The sequence below is a fragment of the Myxococcus sp. AM011 genome, from assembly GCF_013372595.1.
Lineage (GTDB): Bacteria > Myxococcota > Myxococcia > Myxococcales > Myxococcaceae > Myxococcus > Myxococcus eversor.
The window spans coordinates 113,442-138,193 of the sequence record NZ_JABXEM010000001.1; the positions used below are offsets into that span (position 1 = coordinate 113,442).

General features: G+C 69.7%; 23 protein-coding genes. 7 read left to right on the plus strand and 16 right to left on the minus strand.

Features of this window, described 5'->3' with window-relative positions:
* The first annotated feature begins 46 nt into the window (after nucleotides 1-46).
* From HUW62_RS00295 to mxcH, 4 genes are all read left to right on the plus strand, one after another.
* Entirely contained in the window at nucleotides 47-376 is a 330-nt protein-coding gene (locus HUW62_RS00295; RefSeq protein ID WP_163866630.1) for a hypothetical protein, read from the plus strand.
* A complete protein-coding gene (locus tag HUW62_RS00300) occupies nucleotides 373-648 on the plus strand; it encodes a hypothetical protein (RefSeq protein ID WP_368670310.1) in 276 nt (91 codons plus the stop codon). The genes HUW62_RS00295 and HUW62_RS00300 overlap by 4 nt, the downstream gene beginning before the upstream one ends.
* A complete protein-coding gene (locus tag HUW62_RS00305) occupies nucleotides 645-2,195 on the plus strand; it encodes a PepSY domain-containing protein (protein WP_163866631.1) in 1,551 nt (516 codons plus the stop codon). The genes HUW62_RS00300 and HUW62_RS00305 overlap by 4 nt, the downstream gene beginning before the upstream one ends.
* A gap of 113 nt (nucleotides 2,196-2,308) precedes the next feature.
* On the plus strand, nucleotides 2,309-4,792 hold the full coding sequence (mxcH, locus tag HUW62_RS00310) for a TonB-dependent siderophore myxochelin receptor MxcH (RefSeq protein WP_217911006.1): 2,484 nt from the start codon (nucleotides 2,309-2,311) through the stop codon (nucleotides 4,790-4,792).
* A gap of 81 nt (nucleotides 4,793-4,873) precedes the next feature.
* Here the strand turns inward: mxcH and HUW62_RS00315 are convergent, their stop codons facing one another.
* From HUW62_RS00315 to HUW62_RS00360, 10 genes are all read right to left on the minus strand, one after another.
* Nucleotides 4,874-6,757, minus strand: a complete 1,884-nt coding sequence (locus tag HUW62_RS00315; protein ID WP_163866632.1) for an IucA/IucC family siderophore biosynthesis protein — start codon at nucleotides 6,755-6,757, stop codon at nucleotides 4,874-4,876.
* Nucleotides 6,754-8,343, minus strand: a complete 1,590-nt coding sequence (locus tag HUW62_RS00320; protein ID WP_163866633.1) for an MFS transporter — start codon at nucleotides 8,341-8,343, stop codon at nucleotides 6,754-6,756. Before HUW62_RS00320 ends, HUW62_RS00315 begins: the two co-directional genes overlap by 4 nt.
* Entirely contained in the window at nucleotides 8,340-9,776 is a 1,437-nt protein-coding gene (locus tag HUW62_RS00325; RefSeq protein ID WP_176433206.1) for a lysine N(6)-hydroxylase/L-ornithine N(5)-oxygenase family protein, read from the minus strand. The genes HUW62_RS00320 and HUW62_RS00325 overlap by 4 nt, the downstream gene beginning before the upstream one ends.
* Entirely contained in the window at nucleotides 9,773-10,360 is a 588-nt protein-coding gene (locus tag HUW62_RS00330) for a GNAT family N-acetyltransferase (RefSeq protein ID WP_255203131.1), read from the minus strand. The genes HUW62_RS00325 and HUW62_RS00330 overlap by 4 nt, the downstream gene beginning before the upstream one ends.
* Nucleotides 10,357-12,141, minus strand: a complete 1,785-nt coding sequence (locus HUW62_RS00335) for an IucA/IucC family siderophore biosynthesis protein (protein WP_176433207.1) — start codon at nucleotides 12,139-12,141, stop codon at nucleotides 10,357-10,359. Before HUW62_RS00335 ends, HUW62_RS00330 begins: the two co-directional genes overlap by 4 nt.
* Nucleotides 12,138-13,703 (minus strand): pyridoxal-dependent decarboxylase, encoded by a 1,566-nt coding sequence (locus HUW62_RS00340; protein WP_176433208.1) that lies wholly within the window; start codon nucleotides 13,701-13,703, stop codon nucleotides 12,138-12,140. Before HUW62_RS00340 ends, HUW62_RS00335 begins: the two co-directional genes overlap by 4 nt.
* A gap of 227 nt (nucleotides 13,704-13,930) precedes the next feature.
* The gene (locus HUW62_RS00345) at nucleotides 13,931-14,236 is read right to left on the minus strand and encodes a hypothetical protein (protein ID WP_176433209.1); all 306 of its coding nucleotides are present in this window, start codon (nucleotides 14,234-14,236) and stop codon (nucleotides 13,931-13,933) included.
* Between the two features lie 630 nt (nucleotides 14,237-14,866).
* The gene (locus HUW62_RS48360) at nucleotides 14,867-15,676 is read right to left on the minus strand and encodes a protein kinase (protein ID WP_255203132.1); all 810 of its coding nucleotides are present in this window, start codon (nucleotides 15,674-15,676) and stop codon (nucleotides 14,867-14,869) included.
* A gap of 46 nt (nucleotides 15,677-15,722) precedes the next feature.
* Complete coding sequence (locus tag HUW62_RS48365) at nucleotides 15,723-15,968, minus strand: zf-HC2 domain-containing protein (protein WP_255203133.1); 246 nt, start codon at nucleotides 15,966-15,968, stop codon at nucleotides 15,723-15,725.
* 207 nt (nucleotides 15,969-16,175) lie between these two features.
* Nucleotides 16,176-16,847: a TetR/AcrR family transcriptional regulator gene (locus HUW62_RS00360; RefSeq protein ID WP_176433210.1), complete on the minus strand. Its 672-nt coding sequence runs from the start codon at nucleotides 16,845-16,847 to the stop codon at nucleotides 16,176-16,178.
* Between the two features lie 107 nt (nucleotides 16,848-16,954).
* Here HUW62_RS00360 and HUW62_RS00365 point away from each other — a divergent pair, with 107 nt between their 5' ends.
* Nucleotides 16,955-18,121, plus strand: a complete 1,167-nt coding sequence (locus HUW62_RS00365) for an NAD(P)/FAD-dependent oxidoreductase (protein WP_176433211.1) — start codon at nucleotides 16,955-16,957, stop codon at nucleotides 18,119-18,121.
* 49 nt (nucleotides 18,122-18,170) lie between these two features.
* On the opposite strand, the gene HUW62_RS00370 is transcribed toward HUW62_RS00365, so the two are convergent.
* Nucleotides 18,171-19,049: an aldo/keto reductase family oxidoreductase gene (locus HUW62_RS00370; RefSeq protein WP_163866639.1), complete on the minus strand. Its 879-nt coding sequence runs from the start codon at nucleotides 19,047-19,049 to the stop codon at nucleotides 18,171-18,173.
* Between the two features lie 91 nt (nucleotides 19,050-19,140).
* Here HUW62_RS00370 and HUW62_RS00375 point away from each other — a divergent pair, with 91 nt between their 5' ends.
* Entirely contained in the window at nucleotides 19,141-20,049 is a 909-nt protein-coding gene (locus HUW62_RS00375) for a LysR family transcriptional regulator (RefSeq protein ID WP_163866640.1), read from the plus strand.
* A gap of 20 nt (nucleotides 20,050-20,069) precedes the next feature.
* Here the strand turns inward: HUW62_RS00375 and HUW62_RS00380 are convergent, their stop codons facing one another.
* Together HUW62_RS00380 and HUW62_RS00385 are read right to left on the minus strand one after the other, a co-directional pair.
* Nucleotides 20,070-20,348: a hypothetical protein gene (locus tag HUW62_RS00380; protein WP_176433212.1), complete on the minus strand. Its 279-nt coding sequence runs from the start codon at nucleotides 20,346-20,348 to the stop codon at nucleotides 20,070-20,072.
* Between the two features lie 472 nt (nucleotides 20,349-20,820).
* Nucleotides 20,821-21,951, minus strand: a complete 1,131-nt coding sequence (locus HUW62_RS00385) for a M12 family metallopeptidase (RefSeq protein WP_176433213.1) — start codon at nucleotides 21,949-21,951, stop codon at nucleotides 20,821-20,823.
* A gap of 199 nt (nucleotides 21,952-22,150) precedes the next feature.
* Here HUW62_RS00385 and HUW62_RS00390 point away from each other — a divergent pair, with 199 nt between their 5' ends.
* On the plus strand, nucleotides 22,151-22,780 hold the full coding sequence (locus HUW62_RS00390; RefSeq protein WP_255203134.1) for a DUF2306 domain-containing protein: 630 nt from the start codon (nucleotides 22,151-22,153) through the stop codon (nucleotides 22,778-22,780).
* Here the strand turns inward: HUW62_RS00390 and HUW62_RS48370 are convergent.
* From HUW62_RS48370 to HUW62_RS00400, 3 genes are all read right to left on the minus strand, one after another.
* Nucleotides 22,729-23,376 (minus strand): hypothetical protein, encoded by a 648-nt coding sequence (locus tag HUW62_RS48370; RefSeq protein ID WP_255203135.1) that lies wholly within the window; start codon nucleotides 23,374-23,376, stop codon nucleotides 22,729-22,731. The genes HUW62_RS00390 and HUW62_RS48370 overlap by 52 nt on opposite strands.
* 111 nt (nucleotides 23,377-23,487) lie before the next feature.
* Nucleotides 23,488-23,619, minus strand: a complete 132-nt coding sequence (locus tag HUW62_RS48375; RefSeq protein WP_255203136.1) for a hypothetical protein — start codon at nucleotides 23,617-23,619, stop codon at nucleotides 23,488-23,490.
* Between the two features lie 224 nt (nucleotides 23,620-23,843).
* On the minus strand, nucleotides 23,844-24,713 hold the full coding sequence (locus tag HUW62_RS00400) for an aldo/keto reductase family oxidoreductase (protein WP_163866643.1): 870 nt from the start codon (nucleotides 24,711-24,713) through the stop codon (nucleotides 23,844-23,846).
* Nucleotides 24,714-24,752 lie beyond the last annotated feature (39 nt).

The window sequence follows — 24,752 nt, forward strand, 5'->3', positions numbered from 1 at the left end:
GGTGCTCGCCCGCGCGCGCGGCCTCGAAGGGCACGAGGTCTCGTGTATGGACATGCTGGCTCCCACGCTGCTCTGGCTCGGGGTGATGTGCCTCTATGGCGCATGGTGGTGTCGCCACACGGGGCGATGGCCGGACTCCCCGCGCGCGCTCGGGTGTCTGAAGGGAGGGGGCCTGGCGCTCATCCTCGGGGGGCTCGCCGCGGCCCTGTGGGGGGCCGTCACTCCGGGGGCCGCCCTGGGCTCGGCCATGGCGTACATCATGGCGTCGGGCACCTTGCTGGCCGTCCTCTCCCCGCTGGTTCGCAGGCCTGTCTGGGCCATGGCGCTGCTGCTCCCGGTGGGCCTGCTGATGGGCGTGCTGGAGCGCATGTCGTGAGTGCCGGGGCGCGGCGCCACCTGGGTGTGAGCTGGGGGCTGGCCGCCGCGTTGGGGGCCCCGTTGGCGGCGCTGCTCGTCTGCCTCGCCCTGCCCGCGGTGGTTCCCGCCTCGTCGGACGTGCGCTACCTGGTCGCCTGCATCGTCGTCATCCCGTTGATGGCGGCCGCCCCGTGCGCGGCCCTCCTGGCCCGGTCGGCGGCCCGTGCGTGGACCGGCGTCGGGGTGACGAGCGCGGCGGCGCTGCTCGTCCTCTGGAGAGCGCTCACATGAGGCTCAAGTCCGGGACGTACCGCGTCCTCTGGGAGGCGCATGCGTGGGCGGGTGCGACGTCCTCGGTCCTGCTGGTGGGGATGTTCCTGCTCGGCGTCGTCTCGCTGTTCCGTCACGAGCTGATGCCCTGGCAGGAGCCGCGCTTGAGGGCGCCCGCGGTCGCGGACGAGGCCCAGGCGCTGGCCACGTTGCAGCAATGGCTGGACGCGCGTGTGGGCAAGGACCTGCCCCCCCAACTGGATGTGGACCTGCCCGCGCCCCATTCGCCCTGGATTCGGCTCGAGTGGAAGGGTGGGGGCGGCGCGCAGACCGCGGTGTGGGTGGACCCGCGCTCCGGCGAGCAGGCCCCGGAGCGCAGCGACCTGAGCTACTTCCTGTTCCTGGCGCACTTCCTCTATCCGCTTCCGGGCGGCATGTTGATTGCCGGCCTGGTGGCCATCGTGCTGCTGCTGGTGGTGGGCACGGGGCTCGTCATCCAGGTGGGCCGCTTCCGCAAGGAGCTCGTGCGTTTCCGCCCGCGCGAGGCGCTGCGCACCACGTGGGGCGATTTGCACAAGGTGCTCGGCAGCGTGGGCCTGCCCTATCAGGCGGTCATCGCCTGGACGGCGGCCATCATCTGTCTGAACGCCGCGGTCCTCCAGCCGGTGATGGTGCGCACGGCCTTCGACGGCAATCTGGATGCGGGACTGGCGAGCATCGGCTATCCGCGAGGCCCCAAGTCCTCCGGGCAGGTCTCCGAGGCGCCCCGGGTGGCCACGGTCCTGGCACAGGCGCGCGCCGCGCTTCCGGACGCCCGGCACTACCGCTTCTCCATGCGCAACCTGGGGGATGCCTCGGGGTATGTCGATGTCCGGGGCCATGCCCGCCAGGGGCTCCACGAGTTCACCACCGTTCGCGTGTCCCGGACGGGGGAGCTGTTGCACGTGCGCCAGGCGGGAGGGCCCGGTGCCACGGCCCGGCTGCTCGAGGCGGCGTATGTGCTCCACTCCGGGCTCTACGCGGGAATGGGGTTGAGGCTCGCCTACGCGCTCTTGGGCATCTTCAGCGCGCTGTGCGTCGTGACGGGCAATCTCGTGTGGCTGGAGCGGCGAGCCCGTGGGATGCGCCGGGTGGACATCCTCCTCGCGCGCTTCACGGCGGGCGGCTGTGGAGGCGCCGCGTTCGCGCTCGCCGCCGCGTTCCTCGCCAACCAGTTGCTTCCGGACACCTTGCCTCGCCGGCCCCACTGGGAGCACGTCATCTTCTTCGGGAGCTGGTGCGCCTGCGTGCTGGGGGCGCTCGCGTACCCACGCGCCAGGGCGTGGGCCCAGCAACTCCTGGCCGTCTCCGGCGGCATCCTGCTCCTGCTGCCCTGGCTGGACGCCTGGCGCAATGCCCGACGGGTGTTCGACCCCACGGGCTCGCCCTACATGTTCTACGCGGACGTGGGGCTGGCCCTCCTGGGCGCCATGTTCCTGGTGTCGGCCTGGGCCATCGGGCGCATCGCCCCTCGCGACCCCAGGTCCGCCCAGGCGCCGCTGTCGATTCCGGCGCATGAGGGGTCGTGACTGTCTTTCATCCCCTGCGTACACGTCCCTCGTGGCGGTCGCGGGCGGTCTGCTCCAGCGCTCTCTCGTCGTTCGCGGCGCGCGGACTCTTCTCGCGTTTCATGCAAGGCACCATGCGCTTCCTCGTTGAACTTCCGGTCGGGGCCAAGGGCTCCACCTCCTGGGTCCGCTCCTTGTCGCGCCTGGGGGGCGCCTTTCGAGCCGTGGGACTGCTGGCGCTGACCGTGGCCTCTCCCGCGGTGGCGCAGGACGCGGCGGTGCCAGCGCCCGCCCCGGAGGCTCGCGCGACGGTGGGAGTGCTCGCGGGGCGGCTGTCCGCGTGCGAGGGCGGGGACCTGGGCCAGGCCGAGGTCCTGCTGCTCGCGCCGGATGGAAAGTCCCAAACGCCGCGACTCGATGCGCAGCGGCGCTTCGAGGTGAAGGGGCTGGCCCCCGGTTCCTACGAGCTGCATGCCTATGTCCCCGGCTGTGAGGCGAAGGCCTATCGCATCCAGGTGGCGGCGGGTGAGCGCACGGAGCTGGACGCGGTGCTCGACGAGAGCCTCAATCTGGAGACCACCATCGAGGTGACGGGCCGTCAGTTGAGCAAGGGCGAGGAGCGCGCCCTCTCGGCGGAGGCGGTCCGGGTGGTGGAGCTGGAGGAGGCCCGTCAGCAGTCCGCGGACCTGGGTGAGGTGCTCAGCCGCAACAGCGGCGTCAGCGTGCAGCGGACCGGCGGGCTCGGCTCCGCCAGCCGGTTCTCGCTCAATGGCTTCTCCGGCGAGCAGGTTCGCTTCTTCCTGGACGGGGTTCCGCTGGAGCTGGCGGGCTTCGGGCTGGGGCTCGCGAATGTGCCCGTCAACCTGCTCGAGCGCGTGGAAGTCTATCGGGGCGTGGTGCCCGTGCGCTTCGGGGCGGACGCGCTGGGCGGCGCGGTCAACCTGGTCTCCTCGGACGGCGACGAGCCGAGCGGGGCCTCCGTCTCGCTGCAGGCGGGGTCCTTCGGCACGTACCGCGGTACCGCGTCGGGACAGTACACGGCGGGCACCAGCGGCCTCTTCGTGAAGGGCCATGTCTTCGGGGACCTGGCGCGCAACGACTACAAAGTGGACGTGGAGGTCGCCGATGAGAGGGGACGGCTCCAGGCGGCTCGCGTGCCGCGCTTCCATGACGGGTTCACCGCGGCCGGTGGCGGGCTGGAGGTCGGCGTCGTCGAGCGGCCCTTCGCGGAGCGCCTCTCCCTGCGCGTGTTCGGCACGCGCGCCCGGAAGGAGCTGCAGAACAACGTGGTGATGACGGTGCCGTACGGCGAGGCGCGCTCCGCCGAGTCGAGCTACGGAGCGCTGGCGACGTGGTCCCAGGGCGGGCTGCTCGCGGGGAAGCTGCGGCTGGACGGCGTGGGGGGCTACAGCCGGCGCGACACGGACTTCCGGGACATGGCGATGTCCGTCTACGACTGGTACGGCAACAAGGGCGTGGAGCGGCGCCAGCCGGGAGAGCTGGGCGTCACGCCGGCGGACCAGGTGCTCTGGCAGCACAGCGTCCTGGCGCGCCTGCATGCCGGCTACGCGGTCTCCCCGGCCCAGCAACTGCGGCTCTCGCTGGCCCCCACCTTCGTGACGCGCCAGGGAGAGGACCGGCTCAAGCAGGGCACGGACCAGCGCGACCCCCTCAGCGCGCAGCGGGACCTGCTCACGCTGGTGGGTGGGCTGGAGCACGAGCTCATCCTGGGTGACGGGGTGCTCAAGAACGTGGCCTTCGTGAAGGGCTACGCCATGCGCTCGGCCTCGGAGGAGGTGCTCCCGGGGAGCGTCTTCCGCGAGCACGACCAGGCCAGCGAGCGTCTGGGGGTGGGCGACAGCCTGCGGTGGTTCCTCCCGCATGGGCTGCTGGCCAAGCTCTCGTATGAATACGCCACGCGCCTTCCCGGCCCGGACGAGCTGTTTGGCGATGGGGTGCTGGTGCTCTCGAACCTGGGGTTGCGGCCCGAGGTGAGCCACAACGCGAATCTGGAGCTCACCCTGGATGACTGGCGCACCGGAGTAGGAAGCTTCCGGGGCAGCGTCGGAGGCTTCGCGCGACTCGCCGACCAGCTCATCGTGTTGCTGGGGAACGACACCACCCTGAGCTACCAGAACGTGTACGCGGCGCGCTCGCTGGGCGTCGAGGCTTCCGCGGGATGGACGTCGCCCGGTGACTGGGTGGCGGTGGATGCCAACGGGACGTGGCAGGACTTCCGCAATGCGGGCGGGCAGGGGGCCTTCGCGGCCTTCGACGGAGACCGCATCCCGAACCGTCCCTGGCTCTTCGCGAACTTCTCCGCCCGGGTGCAGCGCCGCGCGCTCCTGCTGCCGGGTGACTTCGCCTCCCTCGGCTTCACCTCGCGGTACGTGCACGGCTTCTTCCGAGGATGGGAGAGCCAGGGGCTGCGCGAGTACAAGCAGCAGATCGACGCGCAGCTCACCCATTCGCTGGGCCTCTCCTATGTCAGGGAGGGCTCACCGACGCTGGGGGGGACGCTGGAGGTGCTGAACCTCACGAACGCCAAGACCTATGACTTCTTTGGCGTCCAGAGACCCGGCCGCTCGCTGTCCTTCAAGGTGACGGCGGACTTCTGACGAAGCAGGGCTCGCGCCACCTGTTCGACAGGCACCCTCTCCCCCGCCCACGGAAGGCGCGGGGGAGAGGGGAGGCACGCGTCAGTCGTGCGCGAGCGGGTTGGGCAGCGTCCCGTTCGGATACAGCGCGTGGCGCAGGGCCCGGTCGGTGTAGCGGGTGACGACGAGGCGGTCCCGGTTGAGCGCGTAGCGCGGAATCTCGGGGACCAGCAGGTCGTACTCGGCGAAGCGCTCGCGCAGCTCGGGGAAGCGCTGGTGGAAGCCCAGGATGGTCCTCCGGACCTGTCGCCAGAACGCCTGCTCGGGCATGCCGAGCTGTTCCTCGCACAGCGGCGCGAGGTAACGGAAGTGCCCCACGAAGACCTGGTCCACCACGTGCTGGCGGATGACCGACGGGTGCTTGCGCGGCAGCACGTGGTCATGCCCGTCGGGCTCGGGGCCCCGCTCGGGGACATCGGTGAAGGACACGCAGACATCGTCGACGAAGTCCTTCAGGTACAGCCGGTGGGGAACATCGTTCTGGTCGAAGCCCAGCAGCGTGTTCTGCCCGTGCGGGTTGAAGGTGATGCCGTAGCGATAGAGCACGTGCATCAACGGGATGAGCAGCGTGTCGAACAGGTGCTGCAGCCACGCCTCCGCGCCAAGGCCCGACGCGCGCACCAGCTCCGCGACGAACGCCGTGCCCTGGCCGTCCACGTGCAGCAGCGAGGCGAACGTGCGCACCCGCTCCTCCGGGGCCTGCCGCGCGGCCACCGGCTCGCGCCAGATGCAACCCAGGGTCTCCAGGTGCTGGTACGGCACGTCCGCCACCTTGGAGAGGTACGGGTGCCGCACCGTCACCGAGGCGACCTCTCCGAGGAACACCGTGCGGCACGTCTCCGCGAGGAAGGCGTCGCCTTCCAGGAGGCACTTGAGCCACTGGGTGACGACGGGCGCTCCGAGGGTGCAGTGCGGTGGAATCCCCCGCCAGATGAGCGTGTTGACGATTCTCAGCGGCAGCTTCACGTCGTAACGGCCGGGCGTGGTGATGTTGGCCATGGTCCGGATGGACTGGCCCGGCAGGTACAGGTCGGGGCTGTCTCCCAGCGGCACGATTCGCCGCTGCGCCACGTCCGCGGCGTGCAGCACCTGCACGGCCTGCTCCCACTGCCACGGGTGCACGGGCATCCACACGAAGGCCTCCGGGGAGAGCCCCGCGGAGGTGAGCACGCGGGTGAAGCGGCTCCGCGTCGCCTCGTCCAGCTCGCGCGCGAGCACCGCGTGCTCGGACAGCTCAGACGTCCCGCGGAACTCCGCCAGCCCGCGGTGCACGGCCACCCACAAGAGCCGCACCGGCTGGCGAGACTCCGGGGCGTAGCGGCGCACGTCGGACGCGGTGAAGTTCACCCGGCCCTTGTTCGCCACCAGCCAGTTGTGCCCCGTCATGTGGCACTCCAGCTCCGTGTGGCCCACGGCGCGCAGCTCCGCGGCGGTGTGGCCCCCGTGGGTGATGCGCGCGGCATCCACCGCCAGCGTGGAGGACAGCTCGTTGAAGTACGTGGCCAGCGTGGACGGGTCCGTGCCCAGGGTGGAGGCTGAGTCCGTCAGGAACTGCAACGCGTCCCAGGCCGCCTCGGCGATGCTGTTGCCGAGCATGCTGGTGGCGCTGCGGGTGATGGACGCGGGGTCCACCTTCAGCCACCCGAAGGCGCCTGGCCGCGCGGAGAACACATAGGAGGTCCCGCTCCCCAGGTCGACCCGGTAGCGTCCCTCGCCGGCCTGGACGGGCTTGAGCATCTCCTCGAAACAGAACTCGCCCAGGGCCTTGGCCAGGAGCCGACGGTTGGCCTCGCGCCAGGCGGCGGGGCCCACTTCGGCGAGGGCTGGCACCGGGTGGTCGCCGCGCTCGTCGGGAGCGGGGCTCGCGGCGGTGGGAAGACGCGTCACGGAGGTTTTGAGGTCCAGGGCTTCGTTGTGGGATTTCACGGGGACTCCTTCAAGGAAAGGGACGGCTCACGGACGGCCGGGCGCAGAGCCCGGGACGCCGGGTGGGAAAGGACGCGGAGGGCGAGCACGGCGCCCCCCAGACACACGCCCGCCGCGGCGAGACACACCGCGAGGTAGGCGTTGGCGAAGGCCGCGTGGGCGAGCGGTACGAGGGCGGGCTCGACGGCGTCGAACTGCCCGGTCTCCACGGCGGTGCGGGTGTGCAGGGCTGCCTCGGCCGGGAGCGGACCGGCCGAGAGGGTGGCGCCGAGCCGCGAGGAGAACACGGCACCGAAGAGCGCCACCCCCGTGGCCGTTCCCAGGGGATAGCAGGCATTGGTCAGCCCCGAGGCCATCCCCGCGCGGTCCGCGGGGACCACGCCGACCGCCACGCCCATCAGCGGTGGGAAGAGGACGGCGCCGCCCGCTCCCATCAGCACCAATCCAGCGAAGCTCAGGGCCCACTGCGCCTGGGGCACGGCCGCGCCCAGGGCCAGCAGTCCCAGCCCCGCGCCCTGGAGGGCGAAGCCGCTGGAGACGAGCGGGGCGGCGGAGAAGCGCGCCTGCAGTCGCGCCATGAACATGCCGACGACGAGCAGGCTGCCCGTCAGCGGGAGCAGCCGCAGCCCCACCTGGAGGGGAGAGCCTCCGGCCGCGCGCTGCAGCCACAGGGTGGTGAAGACGAGCACGCCCAGGCTGGACATGCGCGCCAGGAACCCGAGCACCGCGGCTCCCGAGAGCGCGGGAATGCGCAGCAGTTCCAGGTCCAGCATGGCGCCGGGCCGGCGCTGGCTCGCGATGAGGGCCACGAGGAGGACGACTCCCACGCACGCCGGGATGAGTACGCGGGGCGAAGTCCAGCCGACGTCTGGCCCCATCACGAGGGGGTAATGAAGTGACAGCAGCATGCCGATGGCGAGAAGAGCTCCCAGCGGGTCCAGCTTGCGCTGGGTGTCCTGCGGCCTGAGGGCGGGCATCCGGGTCAGTGCGCCCACGACGACGGCCACGCCGATGGGCACGTTGATGAGGAATATCCACCGCCAGCCGACCAACTCGACGAGCACGCCGCCCACCACCGGTCCGAGCGCGCCCGCGGCGGAGGCGATGGCCGCATAGGTCGCGATGGCCCGTCGTCGGTCGGCGCCCTCATACACGGCGGCGATGAGGGCGAGCGCGGGAGCGAACACCATGGAGCCGCCGAGTCCCTGGGCGACCCGGGCGGCGACCAGCGTGCCGGCGTCGGGCGCGAGGCCGCACAGCGCCGAGGCGAGGGTGAAGAGCGTGATGCCCGCGACGAAGACGCTCCGCCGGCCGATGCGGTCGGACAGCGCGCCCGCGGTGAGCAGCAGGGCGCCGAACGCGAGCGAGTAGGCGGAGACCGTCCACTGCACCTGGTGCAGCCCGGCCCCCAGGTCCCTGGCGATGGCCGCCAGCGCGACGTTGACCACCGTCACGTCCAGCGTCATCACCACTCCGCCCGCGCTCACCAGCGCGAAGGTCCATCCGGCCGCGCGCCGCGCGGCGATGCGCGCCGGCGTGTCGACCTCCGGCACGTCACCGGGAACAGCGGGAGCCTCCGCGCTCATGAGGCCTCCGAGACGCGCGTGGCACGGGGCGGCGCCACGTCGTCGGGCACCACCGGCAGGTCGACCCGGCGCGGCTCCGGCGGGTGGGGCCTGGGACGCGCGGTGGCCTCGGGGAGCCCGAAGCGGGAGAAGGCCGTGCGCCGGGGCAGGGTGAACACCTCGCGTCCCGCGACGGCGTTGAGGATGGTGGCGTTGCGGTACGCGGACACGCCCAGGTCGGGCGCGGCGACGCCGTGGCTGTGCAGGTCGGCGTGGGTGACGAAGATGCGTCCGCGCACCTCGGGTGCCAGCTCCACCGAGTAGTCCAGCCGCACCTGGTAGCGGCCCTGCGCGTCCCAGCGCAGCAGCCCGTCCATGGGCCGCAGGAAGCCTGGCGAACGCTGCTTGTACCCGGTGGCCGCGACCACCAGCGACGTCGTGTGCTCGAACGTCTCCTTCGTGTCCAGGTGCCGGCAGCGCAGCACCACGTCGCCCGAGCCGTTCACCGAGGCGTGCTCCACCGCGACGCCGCTGCGCAGCTCCACGTCGGCCAGCCCCCGCTCCAGCTCCCGCCGGTACAGCAGGTCGTGAATCTGCTCCAGCGTCTCCGAGGAGACGCCCTTGTAGTGCCGCCATTGCTCGGCGACGAGCCGGTCCTTCGTCGACTGGGGCAGCGCGTGGAAGTACCGGACGTAGGCCGGCGTGGTCATCTCCAGCGTCAGTTTGGTGTAGTCCAGCGGCGCGAAGGACACCGTCCGCGTCAGCCAGCTCATCGCGGCCCCGCCGGCGAGGTTGCGCTGCAGCAGGTGCAGGGCGACTTCGGCCCCCGACTGCCCGGAGCCGACCACCGTCACGTGACGCGCGGCATCCACGTCCGGCTGCCGGTGCAGGTAGTGGCCGGTGTGGATGAGCTTGTCGGAGGGCAGCGCGGAGAGCGCCCCGGGCACCGACGGCTCGGTGCCGATGCCGATGACGACATCGCGCGCCGTCATGGACAACCGGCGGCCGTCCCCGCGCAGCACCTTCACGGTGAAGCGCTGGCGCTCCGCGTCCCAGTCAATCGCCTCCACCTGGTGCGAGAAGCGCACCGAGGGAAGCTTCGAGGCGGCCCAGCGCAGGTAGTCCTCGTACTCGCGGCGCGTCGGGTGGAAGCGCTCGCGGATGTAGAACGGATAGAGCCGGTCCATCTCGCGCAGGTACGCGAGGAAGGACAGCGGGTGGGTGGGGTCGACGAGCGTCACCAGGTCGGCGAGGAAGCTCAGCTGGAGCAGGGCCTCGTCGAACATCAGTCCCGGGTGCCAGCGCAGCTCCGGCCGGGACTCGAGCACGACCAGGTCCAGTCCCTCCACGGAGGAGGCGAGCGCGGCGAGCCCGAGGTTGAACGGCCCGCAGCCGACCGCGACCACGTCGTGCTCGGAGTGCAGGGGGAGAGCATCGGAAGTCACGGCATTCATGGGAGGTCTTCCTCGGAGCGGGGGTAGACGAGCAGCGTGGCCGTCTTGTCAGGCAGGGTGATGGGGCCGATGACCTGGAAGCCGGCGGCGGTGAAGGCGCGCAGCGACGGGGCGTTGCGTGCATCGGGCTCGGCCACCACCCGGGTGCAGCGTGGGTCCGCGGCGAGCAGCCCCGTGGCCACCTCGCGCAGCAGCGCCCGGCCCAGGCCGCGCCCGGTGCTTCCGAGCTCGCCGATGGCGACGTGGACACCCAGGTCGTGAGGCCGCTGGGCGTAGTGTCCCGCCAGCCTGTCCCTCACCACCCGGTACACCTCGAGGTATGCCACCGGGGCGCCCTCGAAATGGAGCATGCACGGCAGCGAGTGGTCCGCGGCGAGCTGGCGCTCCAACTCGGCCCGCCAGCGCTCCTCGGGCCAGGCCTGCTTCCAGAACGCGGCCACATGCGGGGCGTGCATCCACCGCGTCACCCGCTCCAGGTCCTCGGTGACGCTGGCGGGCCGGAGCGACCAGGGCTCGGTGACTCGTGCCACCGGAGGTGCCGGCACGTGGGCGTCCGCGGCGTCTTGTCGTGGCGCGGTCATCATCGCGTCACCTCGCGCAGGGGATTGGGCGCGTCGAGGTAGACGGACTGCGCGTCCAGTGGCGCGAGCACCTCGTCGATGCCGTGCAGCCGTGTGAGCAGGTTGCTCTTGCAGGGCAGGGTGTCGGCCTCCAGCCACCGGCGGGCCAGCCGGTCTCCACGAGGCCCCGCCGAAGCCAGCGACGGCAGCGCCTCCCGCAGGCGCCCGGCCATCACCGCGAGCAGCCGACGCTCGTCTCCCAGTCCATCGACTCCCAGGCACCCGATGACCGCGAGGGCCTGGTTGCGCAGCAGGTAGTAGGAGAGCCGCTCGTCGACGATGTCGTCGTCGACCACCGCCAGCGTCGACGTGTCCACGCCGAGCAGCCCGAGCAGCCGAGGCAGGTGGGACGCCGCGAGGTAGTAGCCCTGGTTGTCGCGGAACGCGGAGCCGGTGACGCGGCCCTTCGCATCGAGCTGGACGAGGGTGTTCTGCTGGTGCGCCTCCAGGCCGATGCCGGTGGCCGCGTACAGGTGCAGCATGGGCACCAGCACTCGGTCCGTGTAGTCGGCGACCCACTGCTCGGCGGCGCCCGCGCCGAGCGCGGCCACCATGGTCCCCAGCAGGCTGCGCCCGAGGCCCGGGCGCGGCGCCACCAGCCCCACGAGGCAGCGCAGGTCGGCGATGCCGGCGGGCACCTCGCGCACCGCCACGTCCAGGCCGGTGACGTCCGGACCCTCCGCCCGGGAGGGCTCGTCCACCGCCAGCCACGCCGGGTCTCTCACGATGGAGAAGCGGGGATGGGCGGCGAAGGTCTCCCGCGCGTAGCCGGCATCCAGCAGCCGGTGGATTTCCAACCCGCGGCGCAGCTCCGTGCGCGTGGACTCGCGGCGGGAGTTGGTCAGCCGCAGGCCCATCGACAGCTTCAGCATCACCGAGACGTCGGGCCGGTAGACGGTGCGCACGCTGGAGGTGGCCCACCAGCGCGGCCCGCTCTCGCCCAGGGGCGTCAGCAGGCCCGCCTCGATGAGCGCGGCGATTCTGGGCCGCCGCGGCAAGTCCCGCGCTTGCCAGGGATGCGCCGGCACCAGCACCCGGCCGTCCTGTCGGGGCAGCTCCGAGAGGTCCGCGAGCAGGGCCACGGTGTCCCTCCCGGAGAGCGAGGGCGAGCCGACGACGGCGTCGTGCGACACCACCGAAGGGGCCGCGGCGAACCAGTGCAGTCGGAACGAGCCCCGCAGCTCCGGGGAGAAGTCCGCGTTGTCCGTGGCGGAGAGCCCGTCCCGGCTCTTGGGGGCCGGGTGGTGCAGGTGTCCGAGAATCAGCGCCTGCTCCGCCGCGAGGAAGCCATCCACGGGGGGAGGAGAGAGCGGGTGCTCGCGGCGGTGGGCCACGAAGTCCGCCGCGCGGCGCACCGACTCGGCCGTGCGCTCGACGAGGTCGGCCGTCTGGCCCGAGGGAATGCCGCCACGGCGCGCGCCGCCTCGCCGCGTGGCCTCCTGGGCCACCAGCGCCACGGCGAGGACAGGGTCGGCGGGGGAGAGTGCTCCGCCCGGGCCCTCGAGGAGCACCGGCCCGAAGCGGTGCCACCCGCTCGGCGAGCAGTGCGTGACTTCGGTGCGCAGGCTGAGCCCGGTGCTCGGCAGCGTGACGCGCAGCGGCCCCGGGTGGACCGGGGTGTGGGTCTCCACGAGCCAGCAGCGCAGCAGCGCTTCCAGGTGGGCATGCTCCGCCGCGCGGCGCGGGTCCGCGTCGTTCAGCGGGTCCGTTCCGGAAGCCGCGTCCAGGGGAAGGGCGGCGCTCATGCGGCCCCCTTCTGGAGGCGGGGCGAGCAGGCGCGGCCGGCCGAGAGCACGGCATCCACGAGGGCGTCGATGTCCTCGGGGGTCGTGGTGGGGTTGAGCAGGGTGAACTTGAGGCACACCCGCTCCGGTGAGTCGGGCCCGTCCAGCCGGACCGAGGTGCGCCCTATCAACGCGGCCCCGGTCTCCATCATCCGGCGGCGCATCTCGCCGTTGATTTCATCCTCGCGCTCGGGAGCCTCGGAGCAGCGGTAGCGGAACACGACGGTGGTCAGCTCGGCGGGGGACACCAGCTCCAGCTCGGGCTCGGCCGCGATGCGCTTCTCGGCGTGCAGGGCCAGGTCGTGGCAGGCATCCACCATCTCCCCGAGGCCCCGGCGCCCGTGCGCCAGCAGCGTGGCGGCGACCTTCACCGCGTCCGGCCTGCGGGTGGTCTGCAGACTGCGGCCCAGCAGCCCCTCATAGCCCGCGTCCGCGTCGTCCACCGGGTTGAGGTAGGCGACCTCGCGCTCCAGGGCGGTGAAGGCACTGGCGTTGGAGACCAGCAGCACGCTCGTCGCCGCGGGCTGCCAGCCCAGCTTGTGCAGGTCCAGGGTGATGGAGTCCGCCAGCTCCAGGCCCGCCAACCGGCCCGCGAGCCGCTCCGAGAAGAGCGCCCCGAAGCCGTACGCCGCGTCGACGTGCATCCAGATGCCGTGCTCGGCGGCGATGGCGGCGATTTGCGGCAGCGGGTCGATGCTGCCGAAGTCCGTCGTCCCCGCCGTGGAGACGATGGCCAGCGGCGTGTGCTCCGGACCCAGCTCCCGAAGGAGGGTGGCCAGCGCCTCGGGCCTCATGCGTCGGCGCGAGTCGGTCGGAACGGGCCGCACGGCGTCCTCTCCCAGGCCGAGCGCCGCGCAGGCGCGGTGGACCGAGAAGTGCGCCAGCTCCGAGCACAGCACGACGGGCCCCCGCAGCGTGCCCACGCCCTGACGACGGGTGTCGATGCCACGGCGCAGCGCCGCCGCGTCCCGCGCCAGCAGGAGGCCCAGCAGGTTGGACATCGAACCGCCCGGGGTCAGCACCCCGTCGGCCTGATGGCCAAGCCCGGCCAGCTCCACCAGCCCCTGGATGAGCCAGCGCTCCATGGCGATGGCCGACGGCCCCGAGTCATACGTGTCCAGCGAGGCGTTGCTCGCGCTGGCCAGCGCGTCCGCGGCGACGGCGACCGCCAGCGGGGGCGGCTGGAGGTGTGCCACCGCATGCGGATGCGACAGGTGGAGCCCATACTCCACCAGCACCCTGCCGACCCGGGCCAGCGCGGCCTCGGTGCCGATGCCCTCCTCGGGGATGCCCTTCACGCCCAGCGCCGCCGTGGCCGCGGCCAGGATGTCCGCCGGAGTCCCCGCCCTGAGGGGACCATGGGGCCACCGCGCGACGGCCAGCGCGCTGCCCACCGCGCCCGTCAATGCCGCGGACACCGCGGCCAGCCCCTCCCGAGAGCCCGCCAGCACCGACGACGGGCGGCGGGGCCAGTGGGGTGCCAGGTTCGGCACCCGCTGTCCTTCTTCAGTCTCTGCCTGCATGTCTGCTCCTTCTGTGTTGACTTGGATAATGCGAATCGATTTCAACGTCTGGACACACGTCTGCCATTGCGTGGGTGGACACGCGGGGACTGCGTTTCAGCTCACAGGCACACTACGGCCGAGGCCTGACATGCCGCGGCGTGGGGCGGTTTCGAGACACAATGCGGCCCTGGCGTGGACAGACACGCTGCAGGCGCGGTGAATGGGGGGCCGTGGGCGTTGAAGCCCTAACCAGGTCGGAATGGCTCCCCTGTGTCAGGTTCCACCCGCTCCAGTCCTGGATGCACCACCGGTGGGAGGTCCTCCCAGGTGATGAGGGGGTGGGGCGGGACCGCGAGGTGAGCCCATTCCTGCTCGTCCTCGTTGGTGGTGACAACGGTACTGTCTTTGCCACCCTGATGTGACATCGCGATGATTTCCGGCTCGCTCGCGTCGAAGAACAGCCGGCCCGAGGCGACGCGGTGGAGGCCGTCCCGAGGGCACGCGTGCGCGCTGGTGTACGTCGCATGGCTCAGGCTTCTGCCTTTCGCCATGGAGTGAGTGGTGGCCTCCTGCCTCATGGCGGAGTCGTCCTCCCCACCCTCTGTAACGAGCAGCGTGGCGAAGATGACAAACCAACCCGCGATGCAGAGCCGGCCAGCCCCTTTCGTGAGCCGCGCCATCTGTATTTTTCCGTGGATTCGGTGATTTTGAGAGTTAAATTCAAAATCAGGATATACCCGATGAATCCGACAGGCGCTACCTCTTTCATCCAGGATTGGGGTGTTGCGATATGTATTTCGACGTCCGAGACATATCGTCAGCGGGGTGGGTACTTCCTCGCACCGTCACGCACCGCGAAGCCCCTGGTATGGCAATCAGGGCTCGGAACCGCACATGTGATCCACTCCTCCGGAGGTCGCTCTGCCCGGGGCAATCACAGACAGATTCCGCGACAGGTCCGGCGGTTCACGGGTGGTGTGCCATGGTGTCGCGCCCAGCGACTCCCGAACCCACCGAGTACCCGGCCATCGCCGCGTCCGTGGCCCGCGCGAGCCTCAGGGGGCGGGACGAAGGATTTCTTGGGATGCGGGCCAGGCCATTTCCTCTTTCCCCCCGAAAGGCTCGGGGAGCGTCCGAAGTGGCATGACGAAGTCTTGACCGACTGACCTGCCGTGAAGGCGTCAGTCGAGCATTCCATGGAGGCTGATATCCAATCGGCTGTTGACCAGTCCCAGGAGGCTCTCCAAGGCAAGCTGGTCCTGCTTCAGCCGGGGCGCGAGCTCCATGCGGACGCGCTCGAGAAGCAGCTCGCGGGCATCGGCGACCCTGCGCGCGACGCCGGAGCGCGAGCCCCCATACATGAGCGTCAGCCGGTCCATCGTGAACCCATGGAAATGGTGCAAGCGCAGCAGGGCCCGCTCCTGCTCGGGGAGCACGGCCACCGCCTTGCGGAGCGACTCGACGAGGAGCTGGCGTGCGTCTTCGCGCAGCAGCGCGTACTCGGGGGCGCGACGAGCCACGCTGTGGGCCCTTGCCTGCGCCAGCGTGTGCCGTGCCGCGTCCACCCGGGGGCGCAGGTCGTCGGGAGGCGGAGGGCGGCTGGTGAGCCCGGGGGTTTCGCGGCATCCGGTGAGTCCCTCGAGGGCGGCCGTCAACTCGGGCGCGTTCTGCACCGTCACCGCGTCCGCCTTCTCCAGCCCCTTGCCGGCTTCAAGGAAGACCCGGAGCACCTCCCTCCAGGGACGCGGCTCCCTCATCCACTCCGCCAGGGTGATTCCCTCCACGAGCTCCATGGCCAGGAAGACGGCCTCGCCATGGGTACCCACGTCAAGGAGGGTGACGACGTTGGGATGCGCGAGTCGGGCGAGCGCCTGGGCTTCGCGCAGCAGCCGCTGCCGCAGGTCGTCTCGTTGGTGTCCCTCGGGGCGAAGCCTCTTGAGGGCCACCCGGCGGCCCAGCTCCGGGTCATCCGCCGCGTAGACGACGCCCATCGCTCCCGACCCGAGGGGTCCTGTCACCACGTAGCGGGAGACCCTGTCACCCGGCCTCGGGGATTGGGAGGGCGTCCGTGGGAGCTCCGTTCCATTCCCCGCCGCCAGGGCCCCACCGACAATCCGCGCAGCTTTCCACGTGCGCCAGGACGGAGACCCGGTGCTCTTCGGAGAGCAGCCCGGCGAGAAGGTCCGTCAGCGTCACTTCCTGAGGACATGAGGGCGTGGGGGCCGATTCCGTGACGCGTTCCGGTTCGCCAGACGGGGTGGATGGGGGAACTCGGTCACGCATACGACCCCTCAGGAAAATCTAGGAATACAGGTTGGTCAAGTCTTGGGAGTTTGACCATCAAGGAGAGCGCCGTGGCCCCTTCCAACGGAGGACGCACTGGGGGTGTCTGTCATTCACTCGCCCTTACGCACTTCCTGACGTGGCATTGCGTGCGTGAAGGATTGCGCCCGCTTCGACACCGTCGGCCGGGCGCCGCTCGGCGACGCGTCAGCGCGATGCCGCGATGCCCGCGAGGATGAGGTCGATGCCGGCGAGGAACTCGGCGAGGTCATCGTGTCCGGGCAGTTGGGCCGCGACCTTCCGAGTGAAGGGATACTCGTGGGCGTCGAGCTGCTTCCACCGGGCCGACATCGTGTCGAGAAAGTCAGCGCGGTCCACGGACGGCTCGAACAGGCGGCCGTTCGCGGCATTCTGGATGCTCACGCCAACGATGTAGCTCAACAGCGCCGACGCCGACGTGAACTGGGCGCGGCCCGAAACCCCCAACGCCTGGACCTGACGTCCGATGCGCTCGAATATCCTCAGCGTCGGGGTCTCCCACGGCGCGCGAGAGAGCTGCGCGCCCACCCACGGATGCGCATCAATCGTCTCGAACACGCCGACCGCGATGCCGCGGATGGCTTCGTGCGGGGTGGCGACGACGGGGACTTGGGTCATCGTGCGGGCGACGACGGCATCGGTGGCGGCGACGAGCAGCTCGCCCTTGTTCGCGATGTGCCAGTAGAGCGCGCCAGGTCCCGTCGCCAGCCGCGAGGCAAGCGAGCGGAAGGTCAACCCGCTCTCCCCCTCTTCGTCGAGCAGCTCAATCGCCGCGTCGACGATTCGCTCCCGTGAGAGCGCGTCCTCACGTCGTTCCGAGCCGCGCTTCGTGGTTCCCATGGCCCCATCTTGACAGAAATGGAACGGCGTTCCAATGTTGTTATGGAACGGCGTTCCATGGGCCGCGACGGCGTCGCCGGGCGGGCTTCGCCTTGAAAGGAATCACGATGACTTCCATCGCAATCATTGGCGCTGGGCTCGGAGGGCTGACGCTCGCTCGTGTCCTGCACGTCCACGGCATCGCCGCCACCGTCTACGAGGCCGATGCATCCGCGGAGGCGCGCACGCAAGGCGGGATGCTCGACATCCATGACTACAACGGGCAGCTCGCGCTGAAGGCAGCCGGACTGTTCGACGAATTCCGCCGAATCATCCATCCAGGAGGCGAGGCTTCGCGGGTGCTCGACCCGCACGGCGCGGTCCTGCTCGACCAGCCCGACGACGGCGGCGGCGTTCGCCCCGAGGTGCATCGTGGAGATCTGCGGCGCATCCTGCTCGACTCGCTGCCCGACGGCACCGTCCACTGGGGGCGCAAGGTCATGGCCATCCGCCCGCTCGGCGAAGGGCAGCACACGGTGACGTTCGCGGACGGGGCGAGCGTGACGACGAGCCTCGTGGTCGGTGCGGACGGCGCCTGGTCGAAGGTCCGGCCGCTGCTGTCCGAGGCGAAGCCCGAGTACGTCGGCACCTCGTTCATCGAGACGTACCTGCTCGACGCCGACGCGCGCCACCCGGCCAGCGCGAAGGTCGTTGGCGGCGGGGCGCTCTACGCGCTCGCGCCCGGCAAGGGGATTGTCGCCCACCGTGAGACGAACGGCGTCCTGCATACCTACGTCGCGCTCACCCGGCCGAAGGAGTGGATTTCGGGCATCGACTTCACGGACCCGAAGGTGGCGAAGGCTCGAGTCGCGGCGGAGTTCGACGGCTGGGCGCCAGAGCTCACCGCGTTGATTACCGACGGGGAGACCGCCCCCGTCCTCCGAATGGTCCATGCGCTCCCGCCCGGACATCGGTGGGCGCGCGTGCCCGGGGTGACGCTTCTCGGCGACGCCGCGCATCTGAACCCGCCCGACGGGGAGGGCGCCAACCTGGCGATGTACGACGGCGCCGAGCTCGGCAAGGCCTTGGCCGCGCACCGGGGCGACTTCGAAGCCGCGCTGGCCGAGTACGAAGCCGCCCTGTTCATCCGGAGCGCGGACGCCGCCGTCGAGGCCGCGAAGGTCCACGCGCTCTGCTTCGACGACGCCAACGCCCCGCACGGGCTGATTGACCTGCTGACCGGCGGCTCCGCGACGATGCCGTCCACGCCGTTCCGGCAGGGCACGTCGCCCTGACCGGAGTCGACACGACAGGGTTCTCTCCAGCTCCGCTTGGGAGGTGGAATCAGGCGGAGCCGATGCTCGCCACGGTGTCCAGCGCCTTGACCGCATCGTCCGGAAGCTTGAGTTCGGCGGCGGCGAGGTTCTCCCGAAGGTGGGCGACGGATGAGGTTCCGGGAATCAAGAGGATGTTGGGCGAGCGACGAAGGAGCCAGGCGAGCGCGACCTGCATGGGCGTGGCGCCGAGGCGCGCGGCGACGTCAGACAACGTCGACGACTGCAGCGGGGTGAAGCCGCCGAGCGGGAAGAACGGCACATAGGCGATGCCATCGCGGGCGAGCTCGTCGATGAGTGCGTCGTCCTCTCGATGCGCCAGGTTGTATTGGTTCTGCACGCAGACGATGTCGCAGATCTCGCGGCCTTCCGCGATTTGCGTGCGCGTGACATTGCTCAACCCGATGTGCCGAATCAGTCCCTGCTTCTGGAGGTCGGCGAGCGCGCGGAGCGGTGCCTCCAGAGAGCCCTCGGCGGGGTGATGCACGCTGAACATGCTGCGGAGGTTGACCACATCGAGCACCTCCAGCCCCAGATTGCGGAGGTTGTCGTGGACCGCCTGGGTCAACTCCTCGCGTGAAAGGGCAGGGAGCCAGGAGCCATCCGCACCCCGCCTGGCGCTGACCTTGGTGACGATGGTGAGACCCTCGCGATAGGGGTGCAGCGCTTCGCGAATCAACTGATTGGTGATGTGCGGGCCATAGAAGTCGCTGGTGTCGATGTGGTCGACCCCGCTCGCGACGGCCTCACGCAGCACGGCGAGGGCCGCATCCCGGTTCTTCGGCGGGCCGAACACCCCGGGCCCCGCCAGTTGCATGGCGCCATAGCCGAGCCGCTTCACGCGGCGCGCGCCAAGGCTGAACGTTCCGACCTGCTCGATGCTGGACATGCGCTCTCCTTTGAAGACGAGGCAAAGTAGGCCGCCGCCGGGCTGACGAGAATCAGGTACAATCCGCACGGGCTGTGCGGAGTGGCGAACAATGAAGGTCGACCTGAGCGATTTGAATGCCTTCCTGGCGGTGGCGCGCGCCGGAGGCTTTCGCGATGGGGCGCGCAGCAGCGGAAGCAGCGCGTCCGGCCTCAGTGAGGCGGTGCGCCGTCTGGAGGCCCAACTGGGGGTCAGGCTGCTCAACCGGACGACGCGCAGTGTCGTCCTCACGGAAGCAGGCGAGGGGTTGCTCGCGCGGCTCGGCCCCGCCTTGACGGAGGTGGAGGCGGCCCTCGACGTGGTGAATGGCTTTCGAGACAGGCCGGCGGGGGTGTTGCGTCTCAATGTGCCGGTCAGCGCGGCGAGGCTGGTTCTGCCCCGCATCGTTCCGCCCTTCCTCGCGGCCTACCCAGAGGTCCGGTTGGAGGTGATGACGGACGAGAGTTTTGTCGACGTGCTCGCGGCCGGGTGCGACGCCGGCATCCGCTACGATGACCGATTGGAGCAGGACATGATTGCGGTGCCCATCGGGCCCCGTGTCCAGCGCTTCGCCGCCGCTGCTTCCCCCGCCTATCTCGAGCGCCATGGTCGTCCGTTGCATCCCCGCGACTTGCTCGACCATGCCTGTCTGCGCGGACGCTTCCCGAGCGGGACGATGACGTCGTGGGAGTTCGAGCGGGGCGCTGAGGTCGTCAAGGTCGAACCATCGGGGCCGTTGATAGTCCGGGTCGGAGGAGCGACCGACCTCGCCGTTGACGCGGCCATCGCCGGTTGCGGCATCGTGTACCTCTTCGAGGACTGGCTGCGCCCGCATCTGGACCGGGGCGCCCTCGAGCCCATCCTCGAACCCTGGTGGCAGTCCTTCTCCGGACCGTTTCTCTACTACCCCGGGCGGCGTCTCGTGCCGACGCCGCTCCGGGCATTCGTCGACTTCATCAAGGCCTCGGCGGAGCCTTCCTGACCGGTGTAACGACGCAAAGCCTATGCAACCGGATGCGCGAAAAAGTATCGGGCTCCAGGCTTGAAGTCGGTTGCCTTCGGTGAAGCCAGGAACTTCTCCAGTATGTTGATGGCCTCGCCCTGAACAAAGTTGCCGGCCCTGAAGAAGGCTGAGCAATCAAGCCCGGTTGTCGCCTCGAACTTCTCGCGCAATACAACAGTCAGGGGGGTCTGGGTGATTTCGAAGTCAGACAGTGTGTAGTGAAAGCCCCGGGAGGACCAGTTGAAGCCACCTTCGGTGATGAACGTCGGAGGATTCATGGGGGACAAGCTCCGGTGGCGTGGCGACCGGGTTCCAGACAGGGACAGCCTCTCAGTTGAAGCAGAGGGAGATCGTCTCGGTATGGTCCGAACGCTCCGCGATACCGACCTGTTCGCAGCGCTCGCCGGCTCCGCAAGGGAGCCCGATGCTGCATCGTCGATGACAAAGGCGGTCACCTGTCTCGGGTGCGCAGGTGCCGGCATCCACCCCTTCGGGGACGGCAGGGGGACATTCCTGGCTGACGTAGCAAAGCTCGAGCGCGGCTGTGCACTTCTCGGAGAAGGAGCACGCCGCGAACGAGGACGCTGGCACCTGGGGGGTGGAGCCGGAGTCGCCGGCGGGGGGGAGCTCGAAGCCGCCAGAATCAGGGGTGTCCTCGGAGTCGGAGTCGTTGCATCCGGAGGTGGCCAGGAGCAGGAGGGCGGCGGAGAGCAGGAGGGAGCGGCGCATACGGACTCCTTCAACGGGTTGTTAGAAAGGGCCCCAGCAATCAGTGCATATGAGGACCTGCGAATCCGAGGCCTCGCAGATGCCGTTCCCACAGGTGCCGCAATCCGCGAGGCATGAGCCGTTCTGTTCGAAGATGGTGCAGATGCCGTCGCCGCAGGGAGGGCAGTCATCGGTGCACACGCCTTCTTCGCCACTCTGGCAGATGAAGTCGCCACAGAACGGCTGGCAATCCGCGGGGCAGCTCAGGTTGTTCTCCTCCGGATAGCACCTGCCATCGCCACAGACAGCGGGGTCTGTGTACATCCAGCGAACGGTCTTCACGTCCGTCGCGCTCATGCCAGAGGTCTGTCCCATGAGGTACTCCCTCCCCCGGAGGGAGCGGAGGGTCGGCGCCCCGTTCCTCGAGAAGGCATAGGGGTGGTAGTGCATGATGGAGCCCTCATCGTAGTCATAGATGTCGCCGGAGCTCGGCGTCGACCCGACGCAGTACTGGTTGAAGGCGTGCGCATACCCGGGCTGCACATTGGCCCAGAGGACTTCGACGTAGGTGTCCCGGTCGCAGCGGCTCTGCTCGTGCCACATTCCCAGCGCGTGCAGCAGCTCGTGGATGGTGCTGCCCGTGCCGCAGCCGTCCGCGAGATTGATGACCTGTCCGCCGCCGACGCGCCCTACCTGTGAGTTGCACTCGGTGGCGTTTCGCGTGATGTAGATGTAGTCCGCGTACCCGGCGGTGCGCGGAAAGAAGTTCACGCCCGGGTTGTTGGCCTCGATATGGGCGATGGCGTCTGTCACCCGGTACTGCATGGGAAGGGCCGGGTCGATGACGTACGGCACGTTGCCCGAGCTCCAACGGCTGCCGCTCGCGTAGGTGATGCTGCCCATGCCTTGCACTCCGTCCGTGAGAGCGCGCTCCAGTGCCTCGCGGTGGGTGGGAATCACATCCGCCGGCCCCAGGTCGATGTCTCCCTCGAAGATGGCGCGGCCGCCTTGCACCGTGAAGGTGACTTGCGCGGGCTCGCCACGGATGACCGCCCAGCCGGTGCCAACCGCGCCAGAGGTGGAGGGCGTTCCCGCGCCTGCGGGAACCTCGGAGGAATGGGCGTCGCCATCGACCTGGCAGCCAGCGAGCAGCGTGAGGACGGAAACGGCCATGAGGGAGCGGCAAAAAGACACGGAACTCTCCAATCTTCGCCAAGGGGCGATGAGGTTTTGGATAGTACGCCGCACGTCAGCCCGTCGCGCCGCCGCGGATGTCCTGCTCCGCAATCGTGTGAGCCGTGCCGCGTAGGGGCTCTGGAAGTCCCGCGGCGTACACTGTTCCTGTCCTCCCCACTCCGAACCCCGAGTCTCCATGTTGGCAAGCAAGGCATGCTGGGTCCTCTTCGCCGCCCTCTGTCTGGCCGTGGGCCTGTATCCCGTGAGCTACTTCCTCGCGGCCTCGAACTTCGGGCTCCGTGCCTCGAAGAGCATCGAACTCCTGGCCGACCCCGTCTGGAACGCGGCCTTCTACACGCACATCGCCCTGGGAGGACTCGCGCTGGCCGTCGGCTGGACCCAGTTCGTCACGAGACTGCGACTCAAGCGCCCCGGGGCGCACCGGCTCCTTGGAAAGGTCTACGTCGGAGCAGTCCTGTTGAGTGGACTTGCTGGCGTCTACATCGGCTTCTTCGCCACGGGGGGCGTCGTCGCCGCGTCGGGCTTCATCAGCCTGGGCATCGTCTGGCTCTCCACCACGGCCTCCGCCTATCGGCTCATCAAACGCCGGCGAATCGAAGAGCACCGGCTCATGATGACCTACAGCTATGCCGCCTGTTTCGCGGCGGTCACCCTGAGACTCTGGATGCCCGTCCTGATTCACGCCATGGGCGACTTCATCTCGGCCTACAGAATCGTCGCCTGGCTCTGCTGGGTTCCCAACCTCGGCGTGGCCTACGTCATCTCGCGCAGACAGCTCCAGGCGCGAGAGCTCGTGCCTTCATGACGAGCCCTCGGTCCTGGACGCGAGGTCGTCTCGCGCATGCCGTCTGACTTCGCCTGCTCATTCGACATCATGGGACAGGTGACGCCGGGACCCTGGCTGCCGGTGACGGTGCCACCGCCGGGCGCTTGAGAGTGCCCCACGTCGCCCAGGGGGCCGGGCCCTTCGTGAAGCCAGGGGCGGGTCTGTGTCGTGTGCGTCTGCCAGAAGGGCTTCTCGAAGGGGCTCTTCTCCTCGGACGAATTCGCCGGCGCCGCGTCCCACAACGGCCCCAGCACGACTTCCACGGGCGGCGGCGGGGGCGTCAGGCCCAGCAGCTTCTCCAGCTCCGCCTTTCGACGGGTGCCCTCGAAGGCCGAGTCGAGCTCGCTCTTCGTCGGCTTCACCTTGGCGATGTCCTTCTCGCTGTAGGGCGGCGGTTTGCTTTCCTCGACGGCCGTCGTGTTCGCCTTGAGCATGGCCTCCTCGGGCGTCTGTACCGGCTTCTCCGCGGCCTTGCGTGCCGCCTCCGCCTTCTGCCGGGCTTCCTTCGCGCGGCGCTGCGCCTCGGCGGCATCGACCTTCGCTGCACTGCCACCCGTTGCTGTCACTGCCACCATGGGGCTTCTCCTCTGGATGGGGCAGCGAGTCGCCGCCCATGCATTCGAGGAGAAAGAGGGAGGAGGCTCTCCCCCGTCCCAAGAAACTCAGCGCTTCGCCTCACTCCGCTGTCACGCGAGCACCTTCTGGAGCTCCGGCTGGCCGCGGACGCCCAGGACCTCCAGCCGCGCCCGGGCCTCCTCGGCCAGCGTGAGCGCCCTCGCCACGGTCTCGTCGTCGTGCGCGGCCTCGCCCGCCCACACGGCCTCGTTGATAAACTCCTCCGCTTCAGGACATATCGCCCGGAAATTCTTGGGATGCCCTCGGGCTCATTCCCCCGTTCCCCTGACCGCATCGGCGGGCCCGCGCTGAATCGCGCACGGAGCGAAGGGGGGAATCCACTCTGGCGATGCGCCGTGAATCCTCATCCTGAAGGAGTTATTCCATGAAGTCGGTCGCCGGCGGCCAGCCCCTCACGGAATCGCTGTCAGCGGGCGATTCCGTCGAGCGCGGCGATGCTCTTCGCCGGCAGCGCGAGTGACGCCGCGGCCACGTTCTCTCGCAGGTGCGCGACCGACGACGTGCCCGGGATGAGCAGGATGTTCGGTGCGCGGTGCAACAGCCACGCGAGCGCGACCTGCATCGGTGTCGCGCCCAGCTCGCTCGCCACTTCCGACAGCGTCGAGGACTGGAGCGGCGTGAAGCCTCCGAGCGGGAAGAACGGCACGTAGGCGATGCCCTGCTTCGCCAGCGTGTCGATGAGCGCGTCGTCTCCGCGATGCGCCAGGTTGTAGTGATTCTGCACGCACACGATTTCGGTGAGCGCTTGCGCCTGCCCGACCTGACGTGCCGTCACGTTGCTGAGGCCGATGTGGCGGACGAGCCCCTCGCGCTTGAGCTCGATGAGGACGGCGAGCTCCTTGTCGAGAGGGCCTTCCGTCGGCGTCATGCTCATCATGCGCAGGTTCACGACGTCGATTGCGTCGAGCCCGAGGTGGCGCAGGTTGTCCTGGATGCCCTCGCGGAGCTCGGTGGGCGATAGCGCCGGGAGCCACGACTTGTCCTCGCCACGCCGCCCACCCACCTTCGAGACGATGACGATGTGCTTGGGATACGGATGCAGCGTGGCGCGAATGAGCTGATTCGTGACGTGGGGCCCGTAGGCGTCGCTCGTGTCGAAGTGGTCGATGCCGAGGGAAATCGCCTCGCGCAGCACCGCCGCGGCCGCTTCCACATCACGCGGCGGTCCCCAGACGTGCGGGCCCGCGAGCTGCATGGCGCCATACCCCATGCGGTGCACCGTCAGCGATGTGCCAGGGAAAGTGAATCGACCGCCGAGCGTGTCTGTATTCGTCATGGGCTCGAATCTAACGCTGGCCCCGATTCACACTAGCAA